The organism is Mesorhizobium sp. ArgA1, assembly GCF_053714375.1.
Genome location: NZ_JBSKBQ010000002.1, coordinates 349,362 through 367,053 on the forward strand (window position 1 = coordinate 349,362; position 17,692 = coordinate 367,053).

Sequence of the window (17,692 nt, forward strand, 5' to 3'; positions counted from 1 at the left end):
CACCGCCGGCAGGGAACAGAAAAAGGGGAATTCATTGATATGAGCACGATAAGCACGGCCCTTGAGCAGCCTGCCGACAGCAAGCTGCTGAGACACATCGACTGGCGCGGCGCCTTCTGGGTGGCGAGCGGCGTTCCGGCCCTGGTCCTGTTTTCGATCGGCGGCATTGCCGGCACGACCGGAACGCTGGCCTTCCTGATCTGGACGGTGTCCATGATCATGGGCTTCCTGCAATCCTTCACTTATGCCGAGATCGCCGGCCTGTTCCCGAACAAGTCGGGCGGCGCCTCGATCTATGGCGCCACCGCCTGGCTGCGCTATTCGAAATTCATCGCGCCGCTGTCGGTGTGGTGCAACTGGTTCGCCTGGTCGCCGGTGCTGTCGCTCGGCTGCTCGATCGCCGCCGCCTATATCCTCAACGCGTTGGCGCCGGTGCCGCTGTTCACTGAGGCGTCGCCGGATGTCGTTGCCTATATCGCGGCGCATGCCGGAACGGCACCTGCCGACGCCATCGCCGCGGTGACCGCGGCGGCCACGCCGGCAATCCGCAACTGGACGCTGTTCAGCCACACACTGGGTCCTGTCTCCTTCACCCTCAACGCAACCTTCTTCATCGGCGCGGTGCTGATGCTGATCATCTTCTCGATCCAGCATCGCGGCATTCTGGGCACCGCCAATGTGCAGAAGTACATCGGCCTGCTGGTCATCATCCCGATGCTGATCGTCGGCGTCGTGCCGATCGTCACCGGCCAGATCAACTGGGCGAACTTTTCGCCGCTGGTGCCGCTGGCCGCAGCCTACGCGCCCGAGCCCGGCTCGTGGAACATTCCCGGCTGGACGCTTGTGCTCGGCGGCATGTTCATCGCCGCATGGTCGACCTACGGCTTCGAAACGGCCGTCTGCTACACCTCGGAGTTCAAGAACCCAGGCACCGACACCTTCAAGGCGATCTTTTATTCCGGCCTGCTCTGCATGCTTTTGTTCATCCTGGTTCCCTTCACCTTCCAGGGCGTGCTCGGCCTCAACGGCATGCTGGCGACGCCGATCGTCGACGGCTCGGGCGTTGCGGACGCACTGGCCGGCATGGTCGGCGGCGGCGCGCTGATCCACAGCCTGCTGGTGATGCTGATGATCCTGGCTCTGGTGCTGTGCATCATGACGGCAATGGCCGGTTCGTCGCGCACGCTCTACCAGGGTTCGGTCGACGGCTGGCTGCCGCGTTATCTCAGCCACGTCAACGAACATGGCGCGCCGACGCGGGCGATGTGGACGGACCTCATCTTCAACCTGATCGTGCTGGCCATCGCTTCGGCCGACGCGACGAGCTTCTTCTTCATCCTCGCCGTGTCGAACTGCGGCTACATCATCTTCAACTTCCTCAACCTCAATGCCGGCTGGATCCACCGCATCGACAACGGCCATATCAAGAGACCTTGGAAGGCGCCAGGCTGGCTGCTCGGGCTGGGCGCCATCTTCGCCTATGTCAACGCCATCTTCATGGGCGCCGGCGCCAAGGTGTGGAACCCGATGGCGCTGTGGGCCGGGCTGATCACGGCAGCCCTGATCATCCCGGTGTTCTGCTACCGGCATTACGTCCAGGACAAGGGCAAGTTCCCCGACCACATGCTGGCCGACCTCGGCATGGCGGGCGCCGACCTCTCGGTCAAAAAGGCCGGCATGCTGCCCTATCTGACGCTGGTCGCCGGCGTGGTGGTGATGCTGCTCGCCAACTGGTACTTCGTCATCTGAAAATGACGGCGGCTTGAAAGGAATGGGCGCGCCTCGGCGCGCCCTTTCGTGCTGAGAGGTCAGCCGGTCTTGCGGATGGCCGCTTCGGAGCCTTCGAAGAACCGGTTCGGCGGCCGCTTCAGGCCAAGATTCTCACGCAAGGTCGTGCCCTCATATTCGCGCCGGAAAAGGCCTCGCCGCTGCAATTCGGGCACCACCTTCTCGGCGAAGTCGTCGAGACCGGCCGGCAAATAGGGGAACATGATGTTGAAGCCGTCGGACCCCTCGGCGAGCAGCCATTCCTCCATCTCGTCGGCGATGTCCTTCGGGGTGCCGACAAAGGCAAGGCCGGAATAGCCGCCAAGCCGCTGCGCCAATTGCCGGACCGTCAGGTTCTCCTTGCGCGCCAGTTCGATGACCCGCTCGCGGCTGCTCTTCGAAGCGTTGGTCTCCGGGATTTCGGGCAAGGGCGCGTCGGGATCGAAGCCGGATGCGTCATGGCCAAGCGCGATCGACAGCGAGGCGATGCCGCTCTCGCAATAGACCAGGCTGTCGAGCTTCGCCCGCTTGGCCCGCGCTTCCTCTACGCTGTCGCCGACGATGACGAAGGCGCCGGGCAAGATCTTGATGTCGTCGCGCGATCGGCCGAGTTTTTGCGCCCGGCCCTTCACATCGGCAAAGAAGCGCTGCCCCGCGGCAAGATCGCTATGGGCGGCGAAAATAACCTCCGCGGTTTCGGCCGCCAGTTGCCGTCCCGCCTCGGATGCGCCGGCCTGGACAATGACCGGCCAGCCTTGCACCGGCCGGGCGATGTTGAGCGGGCCGCGGACCGAGAGGTGTTCGCCCTTGTGGTCCAGCACATGCATCTTGGCGGGATCGAAATAGAGCCCGCTTTCGGCGTTGCGGATGAAGGCATCGTCGGCAAAGCTGTCCCACAGGCCGGTCACCACATCGTAGAATTCCCGCGCCCGGTGATAGCGCTCGTCGTGCTCGACATGATCGTCGAGGCCGAAGTTCAGCGCGGCGTCGGGGTTGGACGTTGTGACGATGTTCCAGCCCGCGCGCCCGCCGCTGATGTGGTCGAGCGAGGCGAAGCGGCGGGCGATGTGATAGGGCGCGTCGAAGGTCGTCGATGCGGTGGCGACCAGCCCGATATGGTCGGTAACGGCGGCCAGCGCCGACAGCAGCGTGAACGGCTCGAAGGAGGTCACCGTGTGGCTGCGCCGCAGCGCCTCGATCGGCATGTTGAGCACGGCCAGGTGGTCGGCCATGAAGAAGGCGTCGAACTTCGCCGCCTCCAATGTCTGCGCGAAACGCTTCAGATGCGCGAAGTTGAAATTCGCGTCTGGATAGGCGCCGGGGTAGCGCCAGGCGCCGGTGTGAAGACTGACCGGGCGCATGAAGGCGCCGAGCCGCAATTGTTTTTTGTCTGCCATGGATGGTCACCTGAGGTGGATGAGCTCTATCGCTCCGATATCAGCAGGATCGGACGGCTTTGCCGTCCTGGAAAGGAATCCTGTTTTGCAAAACCCTTGCCGTGGAGCATTTCCTACGGGCGGCCGTTCAATCTATCTTGATGAACACGCCCTTGGTGTTGAGATATTCGCCGAGATGCTCGGCGCCGCCCTCGCGGCCGTAGCCGCTCATCTTGTAGCCGCCGAAGGGCACCGCCGGATCGATGGCGTGGTAGGTGTTGACCCAGACCGAGCCGGCGCGGATCTTTCGCGACAGCTGGTGCGCCTTGGCGACGTTCTGGGTGAAGACCCCGGCGGCAAGACCGTAGGGCGTGTTGTTGGCGCGCTCGACCGCTTCGTCCAGCGTGTCGAAGGGCAGCGCCGAGATGACCGGACCGAAGATTTCCTCGCGCGCGATCTTCATGTCGTCGGAGACGCCGGCAAACACGGTCGGCGCGACGAAATTGCCGGCGGCGAGCGCGCCCTCCGTGAGGCGGGTACCGCCAGTGACCAGCTTTGCGCCCTCGGCCGCGCCGGCTTCGAGATAACCGGTCACGCGTTCGAGCTGCCGCAGCGAAACCAGCGGGCCGATCTCGGTCGCCGGGTCGATGCCGTCACCGATCCTCAGCCCCTCGGCGTAAGCGGCGAGCCGCGCGACGAACTCGTCATGGATGGAGCGCTCGACGAACAGACGCGAGCCGGCAATGCAGATCTGGCCGGAATTGGCGAACACCGACATCGCCGCCACCGGGACGGCCTTGTCGAGATCGGCATCGGCGCAGACGATGACCGGCGACTTGCCGCCGAGCTCCAGTGAGACGCGCTTCAGATTGCCGGCCGAGGCTCGGACGATCGACTGGCCGGTCGCGGTCGAGCCGGTGAAGACGATCTTGTCGACGCCCATATGTTCGGCAAGTGGGGCACCCGCCTCGGCGCCGGTACCGGTGACGATGTTGACGACACCGGCCGGCACGCCGGCCTCGTTCATGATGTCGGCTATCAACAGCGGCGTCAGCGGCGCCTCTTCCGACGGTTTCAAGACGATGGTGCAGCCGGTCGCGAGCGCCGGGCCGATCTTCCAGACCGAGGCCGCGGTGGGGGCGTTCCACGGAATGATGGCGCCGACGACGCCGACCGGCTCCTTGCGGGTGAAGGAGACGATTTCGCCCGGCAGCGAATTGTCGATGGTCTCCCCGTGCAGTGCGGTGGCCATGCCGGCATAATAGCGCAGCATGCCGATGACGCGGTTGCGATTGGCGCGGGTGCGCACGATCGGCATGCCCATGTCCGTCGTGTCGGAGCGACTGATCTCTTCCCAGTGCTTTTCGAAGAGGTCGGCAATTTTCAGCAGCAGCACCTGCCGCTCATAGGGTTTCAACCGGCTCCACGGCCCGTCGAAGGCTTTTCGGGCGGCAGCGACGGCGAGCTCGATGTCCTGCCGGTCGCCGCGCGGCACGGTAGCGATGACCGCGCCGGTTGCCGGATTGCGGGTTTCCATTGTAAGCCCCGAGCGGGCATCGACCCAGGCGCCGTCGATGAACATCTGCCGATGGCGCCGGTCGATCGGCAGGCGCAGGGCGATCGGGGTCTGGGCCAGGGTCATGATCATCCTCCACGCGACAAATGGGGCATCATGGCCGCCGGAACGCCACAACGCCGCACGTCAAACGTACGGCGTTGTAGCATTTTTCCCAGGGCGCATCCTATGCGCCAGCGGCTGTTACTCGGCGGCCAGGGCCAGTTGCGGCCTGTCATTGTCCTGAACCGCCTCGCCCGCCGGCTCCTTGGCCTTCTTCGGCTCGCGGCCGAAGAACAGCGCATAGCCTGCCGGCAGCACCAGGATGGTGAGCACGGTGGCAACCAGGATGCCGCCCATCATGGCGTAGGCGAGCGGCCCCCAGAACACGGCGCGCGAGATCGGGATCAGCGCCAGCACCGCCGTCATCGCCGTCAGCACGATCGGCCGGAAACGACGCACGGCCGAGCCGATGATCGCCTCCGATCGATCCATACCCCTGGCGATGTCCTGGTCGATCTGGTCGACCAGGATGATCGAGTTGCGCATGATGATGCCGAGCAGCGCGATGACGCCGAGGATGGCAACGAAGCCGAACGGCGCGCCGCTGATCAACAGAGCTGCTGCAGCGCCGATGATGCCGAGCGGGCCGGTGGCCAGCACCAGCATCGCCTTGCCGAAATGCTGCAGCTGGATCATCAGCAACACGACGATGACCGCCAGCATGACCGGCGCCTTGGCGGCTATCGAGGCTTGGCTTTCGGCCGAATCCTCGGCACCGCCCTGGATCTCGATCTTGTAGCCGGGCGCGAGACCGGCGCGCATGCCCTGCATGTCGTTGTAGAGTTTGGTGACGACATCGTTCGACTGGACGCCGTCCGGCAGCGTGGCGCGCACCGAGATGGTCGGCAGACGGTCGCGCCGCCATTCGACACCCTGCTCGAGCACCGGCACCACCTTGGCGACCTGCGAGAGCGGGACGAAGCCGCCGAAATCGGTCGGGATATAGACCGAGTCGACCGAGGACAGCAGGTTGCGGCTGGCGTCCGGTTCGCGGGCGACGATGGATACGGTCTCCTCGCCGTCGCGGAAGTCGTCCAGCGACGCGCCGGACATCGATGCCTGCAGCATCTGGCGGATGCGCTGCGAGGTAACGCCGAGCGCCCGGGCGCGGTCCTGGTCGATGACCAGCTTCATCGCCGGCACCGGCTCCAGCCAGTCGTCGTGAACGGCGCCGAGCAGCGGATTTTCAGCGAATTTCGCCTTCACCTGATCGGCGATGCGGCGCACTTCCTGGCGGTCCGGACCCATGACGCGCATCTGCACCGGCCAGCCGGTCGGCGGACCGAGGAACAGGCGATCGACTTTGGAACGGATCGACGGGAAATCCTGCGCCAGGATGGAGCGCAGCTTAAGGATCAACCGCTCGCGCGCCGGCTCGTCATTGGCCATCACCAAGAGCTGGGCATAGTTCGGGTTGCGCAATTGCTGGTCGAGCGGCAGGAAGAAGCGCGGCGCGCCCTCGCCGATATAGGTGGCGATGAAACGCTTGTCCTTGTCGTCCATCATCCTGGCTTCCAGCGCCTTGGCCTGCGTCTCGACCTCCTTGATCGAGGTTCCCTCAGGCAGCCAGAGATCGACCAGGATTTCGGGACGCGAGGATTGCGGGAAGAAGTTCTGCGGGATGAACTGGAACGCCCACAGGCTGGTGGCGAATGTCACCAGTGTCATCACCAGCACGATGATGCGATGGCGCACCGCCCAGCCGACCGTGGCGCGCAGTCGGCGGTAGAAGCCGGTGTCGAAGGCATCGTGATGATTGCCGGCATGTTTGCGCTGCTTGAGGATCATGTAGCCCAGCCACGGCGTGAAATAGACGGCGACGAACCAGGACACGACCAGCGCGATGCCGACGACGTAGAACAGCGTGCGCACATATTCGCCGGCCGTGGAGGCGGCGAAGCCGACCGGGATGAAGCCGGCGGTGGTGATCAGCGTGCCGGTCAGCATCGGGAAGGCGGTCGAGGAATAGGCGAAGCTCGCCGCTTCGATCTTGACCAGCCCCTCCTCCAGCTTGCGCTCCATCATCTCGACGACGATCATGGCGTCGTCGACGAGCAGGCCGAGCGCGATGATCAAGGCGCCAAGCGAAATGCGCTGCAGGTCGATGCCGAGTTCGTACATGATGGCGAAGGTGGCGGCCAGCACCAGCGGAATGGCGATGGCGATGACCAGGCCGGAGCGCCAGCCGATCGACAGCAGCGAGACGGCCAGCACGATCAGCAGCGCCTCGCCCAGCGCCTCCATGAACTCCTTCACCGCATCGCGCACGACTTCCGGTTGGTCGGAGATCTGGTCGACGGAAACGCCATAGGGCAGCGCCTCTTCGAAGCGCTTGTAGGTCGCCTCGACATCCTTGCCGACATCGGTGACGTTGAAGCCCTTGGCCATGACGACGCCGACCTGGACGCTTTCGTGGCCGTTGAAGCGGTATTTGCGCTCATAGGGATCCTCGAGGCCGGAGGACACGGTGGCGATGTCGCCGAGACGCGTCACCTGGCCGCCGGCGCGCAGGCGCAATTCCCTGATGTCGGCTGCCTTGGTGACATCGCCCTCGACCGAGATGCGCACCGAGCGCAGGCCGGTGTCGACCGAGCCTGCCGGATCGACATTGTTCTGGCCCTTGATGGCGTTCTGCAGGTCGGTGAGCGTCAGGCCGCGTTCGGCCAGCGCCTTGGACGAGATGTCGATATAGATCTTCTCCGGCTGATCGCCGATGATGACGGCCTTCTCGACGCCCGGCGTCGTCAGCAGCATGTCGCGCGCCTGGATGGCGAACTTCTTCAGCTCGGGATAGGAGTAGCCGTCGCCGCTGATCGAGTGCAGCGTAATGAAAGTGTCGCCGAACTCGTCGTTGAAATAGGGGCCGAGCAGGCCTTGCGGCAGGTCGCCCGAGATGTCGCCGACCTTCTTCCGCACCTGGTAGAAGGCGTCCTTCACCTCAGCTGCATCGGCGTCGCCCTTGACCTGAACGGTGATGATGGCGCTGCCGGCGCGGGTGTAGGAACGGACGAAATCGAGATGCGGCGTTTCCTGCAGCTTGCGCTCGATCTTGTTGACGACCTGATCCTCCATCTCCTGGATCGAGGAGCCCGGCCAGATCGCCTGGACGACCATGACGCGGAAGGTGAAATCGGGGTCTTCCTTCTGGCCCATGCGCATCAAGCCGAGCCCGCCGGCAATGATGATCAGACCGAACAGGAAGCGGGCGATCGAGGGATGGCCGATGGCCCAGCGCGAAAGATTGAAAGGCCGCTTTTCACTGCTGTCGTTGGTGGTGGTCATCGGCGTCAGTCCAATTCGTTGATCGTGAGCGCACGCCCTCGGCATGCGGTCCGGGGAATTCCGATGCTGGCTTCCGGGCGGCGAGGCTTTCCGAGCGGGAGAGACCCTCATCGCGGTGGGACGCGTGGATCGATGCGGGGGAACTCGACCTTGGCGTCTCGACCATCGGGCACTCGCCGCCCGGAAACCTTGAATGCTTCGCCAGCCCTCTTCGCCGAAGCGACGATCAAGCCGGCTTCATGCGCCTGCCGTCAGCGCAGGGCCTTTGCGGCGTCGCCTTCCGCGGAGGCGGCCTGCACCGCATCGCCGTTCAGCTTGACCTTGAGATTCTCGGTCATGAACTGGGTGCCGGCGGCAACGACGACATCACCCGGCTTGAGCCCGTCGGCGACACTGACGCCGTCGGCGGTAAACTCCGCAACCTTGACCGGGCGCTCGTGCACCGTCTCGCCGGCGCGGTCGACGGTCCAGACGATCTTTTGGCCATCCTTTTCCGCCAGCGCGCTGAGCGGGATCGATACCATCTCCTGCTTCTTGGCCACCGAAGCCTCGATGTTGGCGGTCATGCCGAGCAGCACGCGCGGATCGTCGGGCAGCGAGACACGCACGGCAAAGGTGCGCGACTGCTGGTCGGCGCTGCCGGCCACTTCGCGGACCTTGCCGGAGAGCTTCAGCGCATCGTCGGACCAGAAGCTGGCGGTGACATCCTTGCCTGGCTTGAAGGCGGCGATGTCCATTTCGGGAACCGCGATCAAGACTTCCTTTTCGCCGTCGACGGCAACCGTCATCACTGGCGTTCCGGCACCGACCACCTGACCGACATCGGCGGAGACCGCAGTCACGATGCCGTTCTCGCTCGCCTTGAGATCGGTATAGACGACCTGGTTCTGCGCCTGTGAAAGGGTCGAACGGGCGGCATCGCGCGTCGCCACGGCCTGGTTGTAGCTCAACGTCGCCTGCTCGAGCTGCGACTTCGAGGTGAAGTTCTTGGCAAAAAGCTGCTCGGCGCGCTTGCGGGACAGATCGACCGTCTCGACTTGTCGCTCGGCGGCATCGAGGCTGGCCTTGGCGCTCTTGACCGAAAGCTCGTAGTCGGTGGAATCGATGCGGGCGAGCACATCTCCCGATGTCACATGCTGGCCGATATCGACCAGGCGCTGGGTTACCTTGCCCGAGATGCGAAAGCCGAGATTCATTTCGGTACGGGCGCGCACCGAGCCGGAATAGGCGAGTTCGCGGCTGTTTTCGGCCTGGCCGATCTCGACCACCTTGACCGGACGGATGATGTCTTGGACTTCGGTCTTCTCCTGGCTGCAGGCGGCGAGCCCGAGCGTGGCGACGACCAGGCTGGCAGCCGGCAGCTTGCGGAGGATGGAACTGGACAAAGACACTTTCGTACTCCCGACTGGAGATGAACGGTCGACACCGGCGCCCGGCGGGCGGCGGTTATTTCAGGGCCTTGATTGCGTAATCGATGAGGTCGTCGGGCATCGCCCGATTGGTCTTGGCAAGGCACTGCGCCACCATTTGCGGGTGGCACAGAATGACGGTGGCGGCGCCGAAGCAGCGCGATGCGATGACCGGATCCTGTTCCCGGAACTCGCCGGCCTCGATGCCTTCGCGGATCACCTCGGCAAACAGGTCGTGGATAGAATCGACATGCTTGTCGATGACGCCCCAGTCACGCTCAAGCGCGACGATGACCATCTCGTGCACCTTCTGGTCGTCGAGCATGACTTCCATGGTCATTTTGTACTGCGCATGGATATAACGGCGCAGCCGCTCCTCGGCGCCGATCGGCAGATGCATGATCTCGTAGGCCATCCTGTAGCTGGCGCCGAGCATGCGGCCGCAGACGGCCTGGTGGATTTCAACCTTGGAGGCGAAGAAACGGTAGATGTTGGCCGGCGACATACCGAGTTCGCGGGCGATATCGGCAACATTGGTTTTGCCGTAACCATAGTGGCGGAACAGGCGCTCGGCGCAGTCGAGAATACGGGTGACATTCTCCTGGCGGGCGGCGTCGACCATGATGCTCGCGGCTTCGGACATGGCTCTTTCGTTTGACTAGTGACGAATTTCAACTTTCGTCACTCGTAAATCGAAAGAGAAGGAGTGTCAATGCAGATTCGACGTACGCGTATAATTGGTGACAGATGGTGACAGGGGTGGGCGTGAGCCAGGAGCGCAAGCAAGGTCGTCTTTCGGCGTGGCGATCCTTCCCACCCCCTCTGTCCTGCCGGACAGTCCGGCAGGACAGAGGGGGGTGGGCAGGAACTCGACTTAGCGCATTTGACCGAGCCTACTTCCCCCTCGCCATCTCCCTCAACCGGAACTTCTGGATCTTCCCCGTCGACGTCTTCGGAATCTCGGCAAAAATCACCGCCTTTGGCACCTTGAACCGCGCGAGCAGCCCTCGGCAGTGATCGATGATCTCGGCTTCGCTCGCCGCCTTGCCCGGCTTCAGCTCGACATAGGCGACCGGCACCTCGCCCCATTTATCGTCCGCCCTGGCCACCACGCCGCAGGAGGCGACGGCCGGGTGCTTGTAGAGCGCGTCCTCAACCTCGATCGACGAAATATTCTCTCCGCCGGAGATGATGATGTCCTTGGAGCGGTCCTTGAGCTGGATGTAGCCGTCGGGATGCATCACGCCGAGGTCGCCGGAATGGAACCAGCCGCCGGCAAAGGCCTCGTCGGTTGCCTTCCTGTTCTTCAGATAGCCCTTCATGACGATGTTGCCGCGGAACATGACCTCGCCGATGGTCTCGCCATCGGCCGGCGTTTCTTGCATCGTCTCGGGGTCCATCACCGTCAGGCCTTCGAGTGCGGCATAGCGCACGCCTTGCCTGGCCTTCTTCTGCGCCTTCGATCCCTTGTCGAGATCGTCCCACGCGCCATGCCATTCATTGACCACCGCCGGACCGTAGGTCTCGGTCAGACCATAGAGATGGGTGACGGCAAAGCCGGCATCGGCCATGCCCGACAGCACGGCTTCCGGCGGCGGCGCGGCTGCGGTGTTGAAGGTGACTGTCTGCGGGAAGTGGCGCTTGTCCTCTTCCCTGGCGTTGATCAGCACCGACATGACGACGGGTGCGCCGCACAGATGGGTGACGCCATGGTCGGCGATAGCGTCGTAGATCGGCTTCGGCCGCACCCAGCGCAGGCAAACATGGGTTCCTGCCTGGACGGCCAGCGTCCACGGAAAACACCAGCCGTTGCAGTGGAACATCGGCAGCGTCCAGAGATAGACGGCGTGCTTGGCCATGCCGGCGTGGATGGTGTTGGTGTAGGCCATCAGGGCAGCGCCGCGATGGTGGTAGACGACACCTTTCGGGTTGCCGGTGGTGCCGGAGGTGTAGTTGAGCGAGATCGCGTCCCACTCGTCGTCGGGCATCGACCAGGAAAAATCCGCGTCGCCACCGGCGACGAAATCCTCATAGTCGAGCGCGCCGATGCGCTCACCCTTCGGATAGGGCGCATCAGGGGCATAGTCGGGATCGTCATAGTCGATGACCAGGGGCTTCACTTTCGCCAGCGCCAGCGCCTGTTTGACGACGCCGGAGAATTCGCGGTCGACGATCAGCACTTTGGTCTCGGCATGGTCGAGCTGGAAGGCGATAACGGCGGCGTCGAGGCGGGTGTTGAGCGAATGCAGCACCGCCTTGGTCATCGGCACAGCGAAATGCGCCTCCAGCATCGGCGGCGTGTTGGACAGCATGACGGTGACGGTGTCGCCCTTGCCGATGCCGCGCTTCGACAGCGCCGAGGCGAGCTTGAGCGAGCGTTGCCAAAAGGTGCGATAGTCTATGCGCTGGTTGCCATGGATGATGGCGACATGGTCGGGATAGGTCCTTGCCGCTCGCTCCAGATAGGTGAGCGGCGTCAGTGGCTGGTCGTTGGCAGCGTTCTTGCCGAGATCCTGATCGTAGGGATTGCCCATCCCGCTCCTCCCCGAATTTTCTTTTGTTGAGAAGTTCTAACCACAGGTTCCGGCCACGTCACCATCAGCGAATCCCGACCAGGCACATTTGGCGCAATGATTGTCCAGATTCGGCAGGCAGAAGGTATCGTGTACCCATGCCAGTTTGACTTTTGTCGAGAGCCGTGAATAATGTCAGCCGAGGAGACGGCATGGCGATCCGACCGGCAGAACAGCTAATCCATAAGGCCGCGTGGCTCTATTATGCCCATGGCCTGCGCCAGGACCAGGTCGCAAGCCAGCTTAACATTTCCCGCGCGTCGGTGGCTATGTATCTGCGCAAGGCGCGCGAGACCGGCATCGTCAATATTTCGACCTCGACGCAGCTGTTCACCGACGATGTGCTGGCGCGCCAGCTCGAGGATGCGCTGAAGCTCGATGCGGTGTGGATCGCGCCGGAGAACGACTATGTTCTCGATCCGTCGTCCGACATTGCGGTGCTGGCGGCGAGCGTCTTTCTGGAACTGGTGAAGAAAGGCGACCGTATCGGCGTCGCCTGGGGCCGCACCGTCTACACAATCGCCGACATCATGTCCTATGCCGACCTGCAGGACGTCACCGTGGTGCAGCTGTGCGGCAATCTCGGCGCGCCCTATTCCTATCGGCCCGACCAGTGCACGATGGAGATCGCGCGGCGGCTCAACGCCAAGGGGCTGAATTTCTACGCGCCGCTGGTGCTGACGACGGAATTGCTGGCGCTCGGGCTGCGCGCCGAACCGGTGATCCGCGAGCAATTGTCGGATATCAGCAACTGCGATCTCGCGCTCTATTCAGTCGGCACCGTCGACGCCGACAGCCATGTCGTCAAATGTGGCGCGTTGAGCGCCGGCGAGATGGGGGTGTTGCGCGAGGCGGGCGCCGCCGGCGTCATCGCCGGCCAGATCATCGATGCCGCCGGCAAGGCGCTCGACTGCAGCTACAACCGCCGCGTCATCTCGGCCTCGCTCGCGTCGCTACGCCAGATCGAAAAACGCCTGATGGTGGTGCAGGAGGACAGCAAGTTCGAGCCGCTGCTGGCGGCACTCGCAGGCGGTTTGTGCACGCATCTGGTCGTGGGCGCCAGCATGGCGCGGCGGCTGCTCGACCATGCCGGTGCGGGGGCCGCAGCGGCAGCGAAAAAGGCTTCCTGAGAAACGAAATCCTTGCAGCCGGCGCATTGTCATCAAGGCGTCGCGGCATTCCTGTTCACACCAACACAACAAAGACAGCAAAGCGGACATAGCGACATGAAGAACCTTTGGAATGATGGCGACGCGGAAAGACTGGTTGCCGACTATGCGAAAAAGGGCGTTGCCCGCGACCTCGCGCTGCGCGTCTACACGACCCGGCTGCTCGGCGGCGAGCCGCGGCTGGTTCTGCATGGTGGCGGCAACACCTCCTGCAAGACCAAGGCGACCGATCTCGTCGGCGACGAGTGGGACGTGCTGTGCGTCAAGGGCAGCGGCTGGGACATGGGCGTCATCGAGCCGCAGGGCCTGCCGGCGGTGAAGATGGCCGCGCTGCTCAAGGCGCGCGCGCTGGACAGCCTCGCCGATGAGGACATGGTGGCGCTGCAGCGGGCAAACCTCATCGACCCCGCCTCGCCCAACCCGTCGGTGGAGACGCTGCTGCACGCCTTCCTGCCGCACAAATTCGTCGATCACACCCATTCGACGGCGATCCTCGCCATCGTCGACCAGGCGGACAGCAAGGCGCTGATCAAGACCGTGTTCGGCGACAGAATGGGTTATGTCCCCTACATCAAGCCAGGCTTCGACCTCGCCAAAGTGGCGGCCGATGTCTACGACGCCGATCCTGATGTCGAAGGCCTGATCCTCGACAAGCATGGCATCTTCACCTTCGGCGATGATGCCAGGCAGGCCTATGACCGAATGATCCACTTTGTGAATGTCGCGGAAGACTATGTCGCCAAGCACGGCAAGCCGCAGCCGGCCAAGGCCGCGCTGCCGGCCAAGCTTGCGACACCAGCCTCCATCGCACCGACACTGCGCGGCGCAGTCGCCGTGTCGCGCGGCGAAGGCCGCTTCGACCGCATGATCAGCGACTTCCGCACCTCGGACGCCATCGTCGACTTCATCAACTCGGCCGGGATTGCCGACTACGCCGCGCGCGGCGTCTCGACACCTGACCTGTCGATCCGCATCAAGACCGGGCCGATGGCGGTGCCGGCGCCGGACGCCGACAAGGCCGGCGACTACAAGGCAATCATCAAGAGCCATGTCGACGCCTTCGCCAAGGATTACCGCGCCTATTTCGACACCAATGATGCGCTGGACGACGTCAAGCGCACCATGCTCGATCCGATGCCGCGGCTGACGCTGGTGCCGGGCCTCGGCATGTTCGGCCATGGCCGGACGCTGAAGGATGCGAAAATCGCCTCGGATGTCGGGGAGATGTGGATCGAGGCGGTGCGCGGCGCCGAGGCCGTGGGCAGCTTCCATCCGCTGTCCAAGGCCGACCTGTTCCCGCTCGAATACTGGTCGCTGGAACAGGCCAAGCTTGCGTCCAACAAGCCGAAGCCGCTGACCGGCCAGGTGGTGCTGATCACCGGCGGCGCCGGCGCCATCGGTGCCGCAACGGCCAAGCTGTTTGCCGCCAATGGCGCGCATGCGGTCGTCGTCGATCTCGACGCGACAAAGGCGGCCGAGGCCGCGAAGGCCGCCGGCAACAATTCGATCGGCGTCGGCGCCGACATCACCAACCCGGCCGAAATGCGCGCTGCCTTCGACAAGGCTGTCGCCGTCTATGGCGGCGTCGACATCCTGGTCTCCAACGCAGGGGCCGCCTGGGAGGGCCGCATCGGCGAACTCGACGATGCTCTGCTGCGCAAGAGTTTCGAGCTCAACTTCTTCGCTCATCAGTCGGCGGCGCAGAACGCGGTGCGCATCATGCTGGAACAAGGCACTGGCGGCGCACTGCTCTTCAACACCTCCAAGCAGGCAGTCAATCCCGGGCCGAAATTCGGCGCCTATGGCGTGCCGAAGGCGGCAACGCTGTTCCTGTCCCGGCAATATGCGCTCGATTACGGCGCGTATGGCATCCGCTCCAATGCGGTCAATGCCGACCGTATTCGCTCCGGCTTGTTGACCGACGCCATGATCGCCAGCCGCTCCGGCGCGCGCGGCGTGTCGGAGAAGGAATACATGTCCGGCAATCTGCTCGGGCAGGAAGTGACGGCCGATGACGTCGCGCAAGCCTTCCTGCACCATGCGCTGGCCGAGCGCACCACCGCCGATGTCACCACGGTGGACGGCGGCAACATCGCGGCGGCGCTGCGCTGAACATAGACCTGGAGCGGTTCATCGTTTCACCAAAACGGCGAACCGCTCCCGGTCTTGACAGACTCCAGGCGTAAAGCCGCTTTCGCACTCGTGCTGAAAAACTGCTCGAACCGGTCAAAATCCCACTCAAATGCTTCGCTTATTGCTCGACCAGTTTAGGGGACGCGATGTGTTTCGCGCGCGCCAACCCTGATCCTTGGTGGAGTTCTCGATGGCAGTGAAAAGACTTCGTATCGGCGTGCTCTTCGGCGGGCGTTCCGCCGAACATGAGGTTTCGCTGCTTTCGGCAACCAATGTCATGCGTGCGCTGGATCCGGCGAAATACGATGCCGTTCCGGTCTTCGTCACCCGTGAGGGGCAATGGCTGCTGAGCAGCTTCGAGGATGGTGCGCCGGCGACGCCGTCAGACGGAACGCAGCTTTGCCTGGTGCCGGGCGGGCACGGGCGGATGCTGGCGATCCCCGCCAGGGGTGCGCCGCACGACCTGCTCGCCATCGATATATTGTTTCCAGTGCTGCACGGCCTGTATGGCGAGGACGGCGCTGTGCAAGGGCTGGCCGAGGTGGCGCGCGTGCCGCTCGCCGGCTGCGGCATCCTGGGTTCAGCGGCCGCACTCGACAAGGATGTCGCCAAGCGGTTGCTGAGGGCAGCAGGGCTGCCTGTCGCGCGCTCGGTGACGATCGAGGATGGTGCGGCACCCTCTCTGGCGGTGCTGGAAGGCCAGCTTGGCCTGCCGATCTTCATCAAGCCGGCGCGGCAGGGCTCGTCGGTTGGCGTAGCAAAGGTCAATGGCAGCCAGGAATTCGAGCGAGCGCTGGCAGAGGCCTTCCTACACGATCGCAAACTGCTGGCGGAGGAATTCGTTCGCGGCCGCGAGATTGAATTCAGCGTGCTGGAGAGTACCGATGGCGAGCTCTTCGTTTCGCGGCCGGGCGAGATCGTGCCGGCGGAAAGCCACGGCTTCTACGACTACAATGCCAAATACATAGACGAGAATGGCGCCGCATTGGTGGTGCCGGCGCAGCTGCCGCCGGAGGTCGAAGCCGCCATGCGCGACACGGCCGCAAAGACGTTCAGAGCCGTCAGTTGCGATGCGATGGCGCGCGTCGACTTCTTCCTGATGCCGGACATGACATTCGTGGTCAACGAGCTCAACACCATCCCTGGCTTCACCGACATCAGCATGTACGCCAAGGCGATGGCGGCAAGCGGCGTCAGCTATCGGGAGGTCATCGACCGGCTGGTGGAACATGGGCTGGCACGCGCCGGCCGGTCGGGCTGACAAACAAAAAGAGCGGCCCGCGAGCCGCTCTTCTTCCGATAGTATACCCGACTTACTTCGCGTTCGGGTTCGGCATCCAGGCTGGCATGGCGACATCGGCATGGGCGAATTGCGGCAGCTTGGCCGACAGGTCTTCCATGTTCTTGATGTCCTTGTCGATCAGGTCCTTCTGGGTGATTAGCGTCGGCGGCACGATGACGTTGTGGCCGGGATCTTCACCGGCGAGCAGTTGCGCCAACGCCCGCACCGAGACCTGGCCGACGACGGCCGGGTTGGTGGCGGCGGTCGCTGCCCAGGCACTATCGGTCTCGCGCATCGCGGCGATGTCCGAGGTCGAAATGTCGGCGGAGTAGATCTTGATCTTCTTGTTCAGCCCTGCCTCGTCGACGGCGATCTTCACACCCTTGGCGAATTCGTCATAGGGCGCGAACATCACATTGATATCGGGATGCGCCTGCAGCACCGAGCGCGCCTGGTTGGCGACCGAGTTGGCGATCGGATTGTCGAGCGTGCCGAACATCGCGACTTCCTTGATGCCGGCATACTTCTTCTTCACGTCGACCCAGGTCTCGTTGCGGCGGTCGAGCGGCGCGATTCCGGCGACATAGACATAGCCTGCATTCCAGCTTTCGCCATTATCTTTAACGGCCTGTTCGAGCGCCAGACGCGCCAGGTCTTTGTCGGACTGCTCGATCTGCGGGATTTTCGGGTTTTCGACATTGACGTCGAAGGCCACCACCTTGATGCCGGCGTCGACCGCGCGCTGGGCGGCGTCCTTCATCGATTCCGTCAGGCCGTGCTGGATGATGATGCCCTGCACGCCGAGCGCGATGGCCTGGTCGACCATGTCGGACTGCAGCGCCGCATCCTGGCGGCTGTCGAGCACGCGCAGATCGATGCCGAGCGCCTTCGACTGGGCCTCGACGCCCGAGAGATAGGCCTGGAAGAAATCGCCGGTCGAGAGATAGCGCACCAGCGCGATCTTGACGCCGGGCTTGTCGAACGGCGCCGGCTTGTCGGCGGCAAATGCCCCCGGCATCAGCATTGTTGCGCCGGCCAGTCCGAGCGCGACCTTCCCCAAAAGTCGTCTTGTGATGTTCACGT

The 17,692-nt window shown here is 63.8% G+C and carries 11 protein-coding genes; 4 read left to right on the forward strand and 7 right to left on the reverse strand.

Annotated elements, in window-relative coordinates; genetic code table 11:
* Positions 1-39: 39 nt before the first annotated feature.
* A complete protein-coding gene (locus ACWGTI_RS09020; RefSeq protein WP_454586778.1) occupies positions 40-1,749 on the forward strand; it encodes an APC family permease in 1,710 nt (569 codons plus the stop codon).
* 59 nt (positions 1,750-1,808) lie between these two features.
* Here the strand turns inward: ACWGTI_RS09020 and ACWGTI_RS09025 are convergent, their stop codons facing one another.
* The 6 genes from ACWGTI_RS09025 to ACWGTI_RS09050 all read right to left on the reverse strand — a co-directional run bounded on the left by ACWGTI_RS09025 (position 1,809) and on the right by ACWGTI_RS09050 (position 11,986).
* Positions 1,809-3,164, reverse strand: coding sequence for an LLM class flavin-dependent oxidoreductase (locus ACWGTI_RS09025; RefSeq protein ID WP_454586779.1), 1,356 nt, complete (start codon positions 3,162-3,164; stop codon positions 1,809-1,811).
* Positions 3,165-3,291: 127 nt separating this feature from the next.
* Complete coding sequence (locus tag ACWGTI_RS09030) at positions 3,292-4,785, reverse strand: aldehyde dehydrogenase family protein (protein WP_454586780.1); 1,494 nt, start codon at positions 4,783-4,785, stop codon at positions 3,292-3,294.
* Positions 4,786-4,902: 117 nt separating this feature from the next.
* On the reverse strand, positions 4,903-8,043 hold the full coding sequence (locus ACWGTI_RS09035) for an efflux RND transporter permease subunit (protein WP_454586781.1): 3,141 nt from the start codon (positions 8,041-8,043) through the stop codon (positions 4,903-4,905).
* 251 nt (positions 8,044-8,294) lie between these two features.
* Positions 8,295-9,434, reverse strand: coding sequence for an efflux RND transporter periplasmic adaptor subunit (locus ACWGTI_RS09040; protein WP_454586782.1), 1,140 nt, complete (start codon positions 9,432-9,434; stop codon positions 8,295-8,297).
* A 55-nt stretch (positions 9,435-9,489) separates the two neighbouring features.
* Positions 9,490-10,095, reverse strand: a complete 606-nt coding sequence (locus ACWGTI_RS09045; protein ID WP_454586783.1) for a TetR family transcriptional regulator — start codon at positions 10,093-10,095, stop codon at positions 9,490-9,492.
* 250 nt (positions 10,096-10,345) lie between these two features.
* Positions 10,346-11,986: an acyl-CoA synthetase gene (locus ACWGTI_RS09050; protein ID WP_454586784.1), complete on the reverse strand. Its 1,641-nt coding sequence runs from the start codon at positions 11,984-11,986 to the stop codon at positions 10,346-10,348.
* Positions 11,987-12,177: 191 nt separating this feature from the next.
* Here ACWGTI_RS09050 and ACWGTI_RS09055 point away from each other — a divergent pair, with 191 nt between their 5' ends.
* The 3 genes from ACWGTI_RS09055 to ACWGTI_RS09065 all read left to right on the forward strand — a co-directional run bounded on the left by ACWGTI_RS09055 (position 12,178) and on the right by ACWGTI_RS09065 (position 16,588).
* A complete protein-coding gene (locus tag ACWGTI_RS09055) occupies positions 12,178-13,155 on the forward strand; it encodes a sugar-binding transcriptional regulator (protein WP_454586785.1) in 978 nt (325 codons plus the stop codon).
* A 96-nt stretch (positions 13,156-13,251) separates the two neighbouring features.
* Entirely contained in the window at positions 13,252-15,306 is a 2,055-nt protein-coding gene (locus tag ACWGTI_RS09060; protein ID WP_454586786.1) for a bifunctional aldolase/short-chain dehydrogenase, read from the forward strand.
* A gap of 211 nt (positions 15,307-15,517) precedes the next feature.
* Positions 15,518-16,588, forward strand: coding sequence for a D-alanine--D-alanine ligase family protein (locus tag ACWGTI_RS09065; protein ID WP_454586787.1), 1,071 nt, complete (start codon positions 15,518-15,520; stop codon positions 16,586-16,588).
* Between the two features lie 52 nt (positions 16,589-16,640).
* On the opposite strand, the gene ACWGTI_RS09070 is transcribed toward ACWGTI_RS09065, so the two are convergent.
* Complete coding sequence (locus ACWGTI_RS09070) at positions 16,641-17,690, reverse strand: substrate-binding domain-containing protein (protein WP_454586788.1); 1,050 nt, start codon at positions 17,688-17,690, stop codon at positions 16,641-16,643.
* Between the last annotated feature and the right edge of the window lie 2 nt (positions 17,691-17,692).

Bases quoted from the DNA above. Each gene is read 5' to 3' on its own strand.
- ACWGTI_RS09020 (WP_454586778.1), top strand. From the start codon at position 40: ATGAGCACGATAAGCACGGCCCTTGAGCAGCCTGCCGACAGCAAGCTG.
- ACWGTI_RS09025 (WP_454586779.1), bottom strand. From the start codon at position 3,164: ATGGCAGACAAAAAACAATTGCGGCTCGGCGCCTTCATGCGCCCGGTC.
- ACWGTI_RS09030 (WP_454586780.1), bottom strand. From the start codon at position 4,785: ATGACCCTGGCCCAGACCCCGATCGCCCTGCGCCTGCCGATCGACCGG.
- ACWGTI_RS09035 (WP_454586781.1), bottom strand. From the start codon at position 8,043: ATGACCACCACCAACGACAGCAGTGAAAAGCGGCCTTTCAATCTTTCG.
- ACWGTI_RS09045 (WP_454586783.1), bottom strand. From the start codon at position 10,095: ATGTCCGAAGCCGCGAGCATCATGGTCGACGCCGCCCGCCAGGAGAAT.
- ACWGTI_RS09050 (WP_454586784.1), bottom strand. From the start codon at position 11,986: ATGGGCAATCCCTACGATCAGGATCTCGGCAAGAACGCTGCCAACGAC.
- ACWGTI_RS09055 (WP_454586785.1), top strand. From the start codon at position 12,178: ATGGCGATCCGACCGGCAGAACAGCTAATCCATAAGGCCGCGTGGCTC.
- ACWGTI_RS09060 (WP_454586786.1), top strand. From the start codon at position 13,252: ATGAAGAACCTTTGGAATGATGGCGACGCGGAAAGACTGGTTGCCGAC.
- ACWGTI_RS09065 (WP_454586787.1), top strand. From the start codon at position 15,518: ATGGCAGTGAAAAGACTTCGTATCGGCGTGCTCTTCGGCGGGCGTTCC.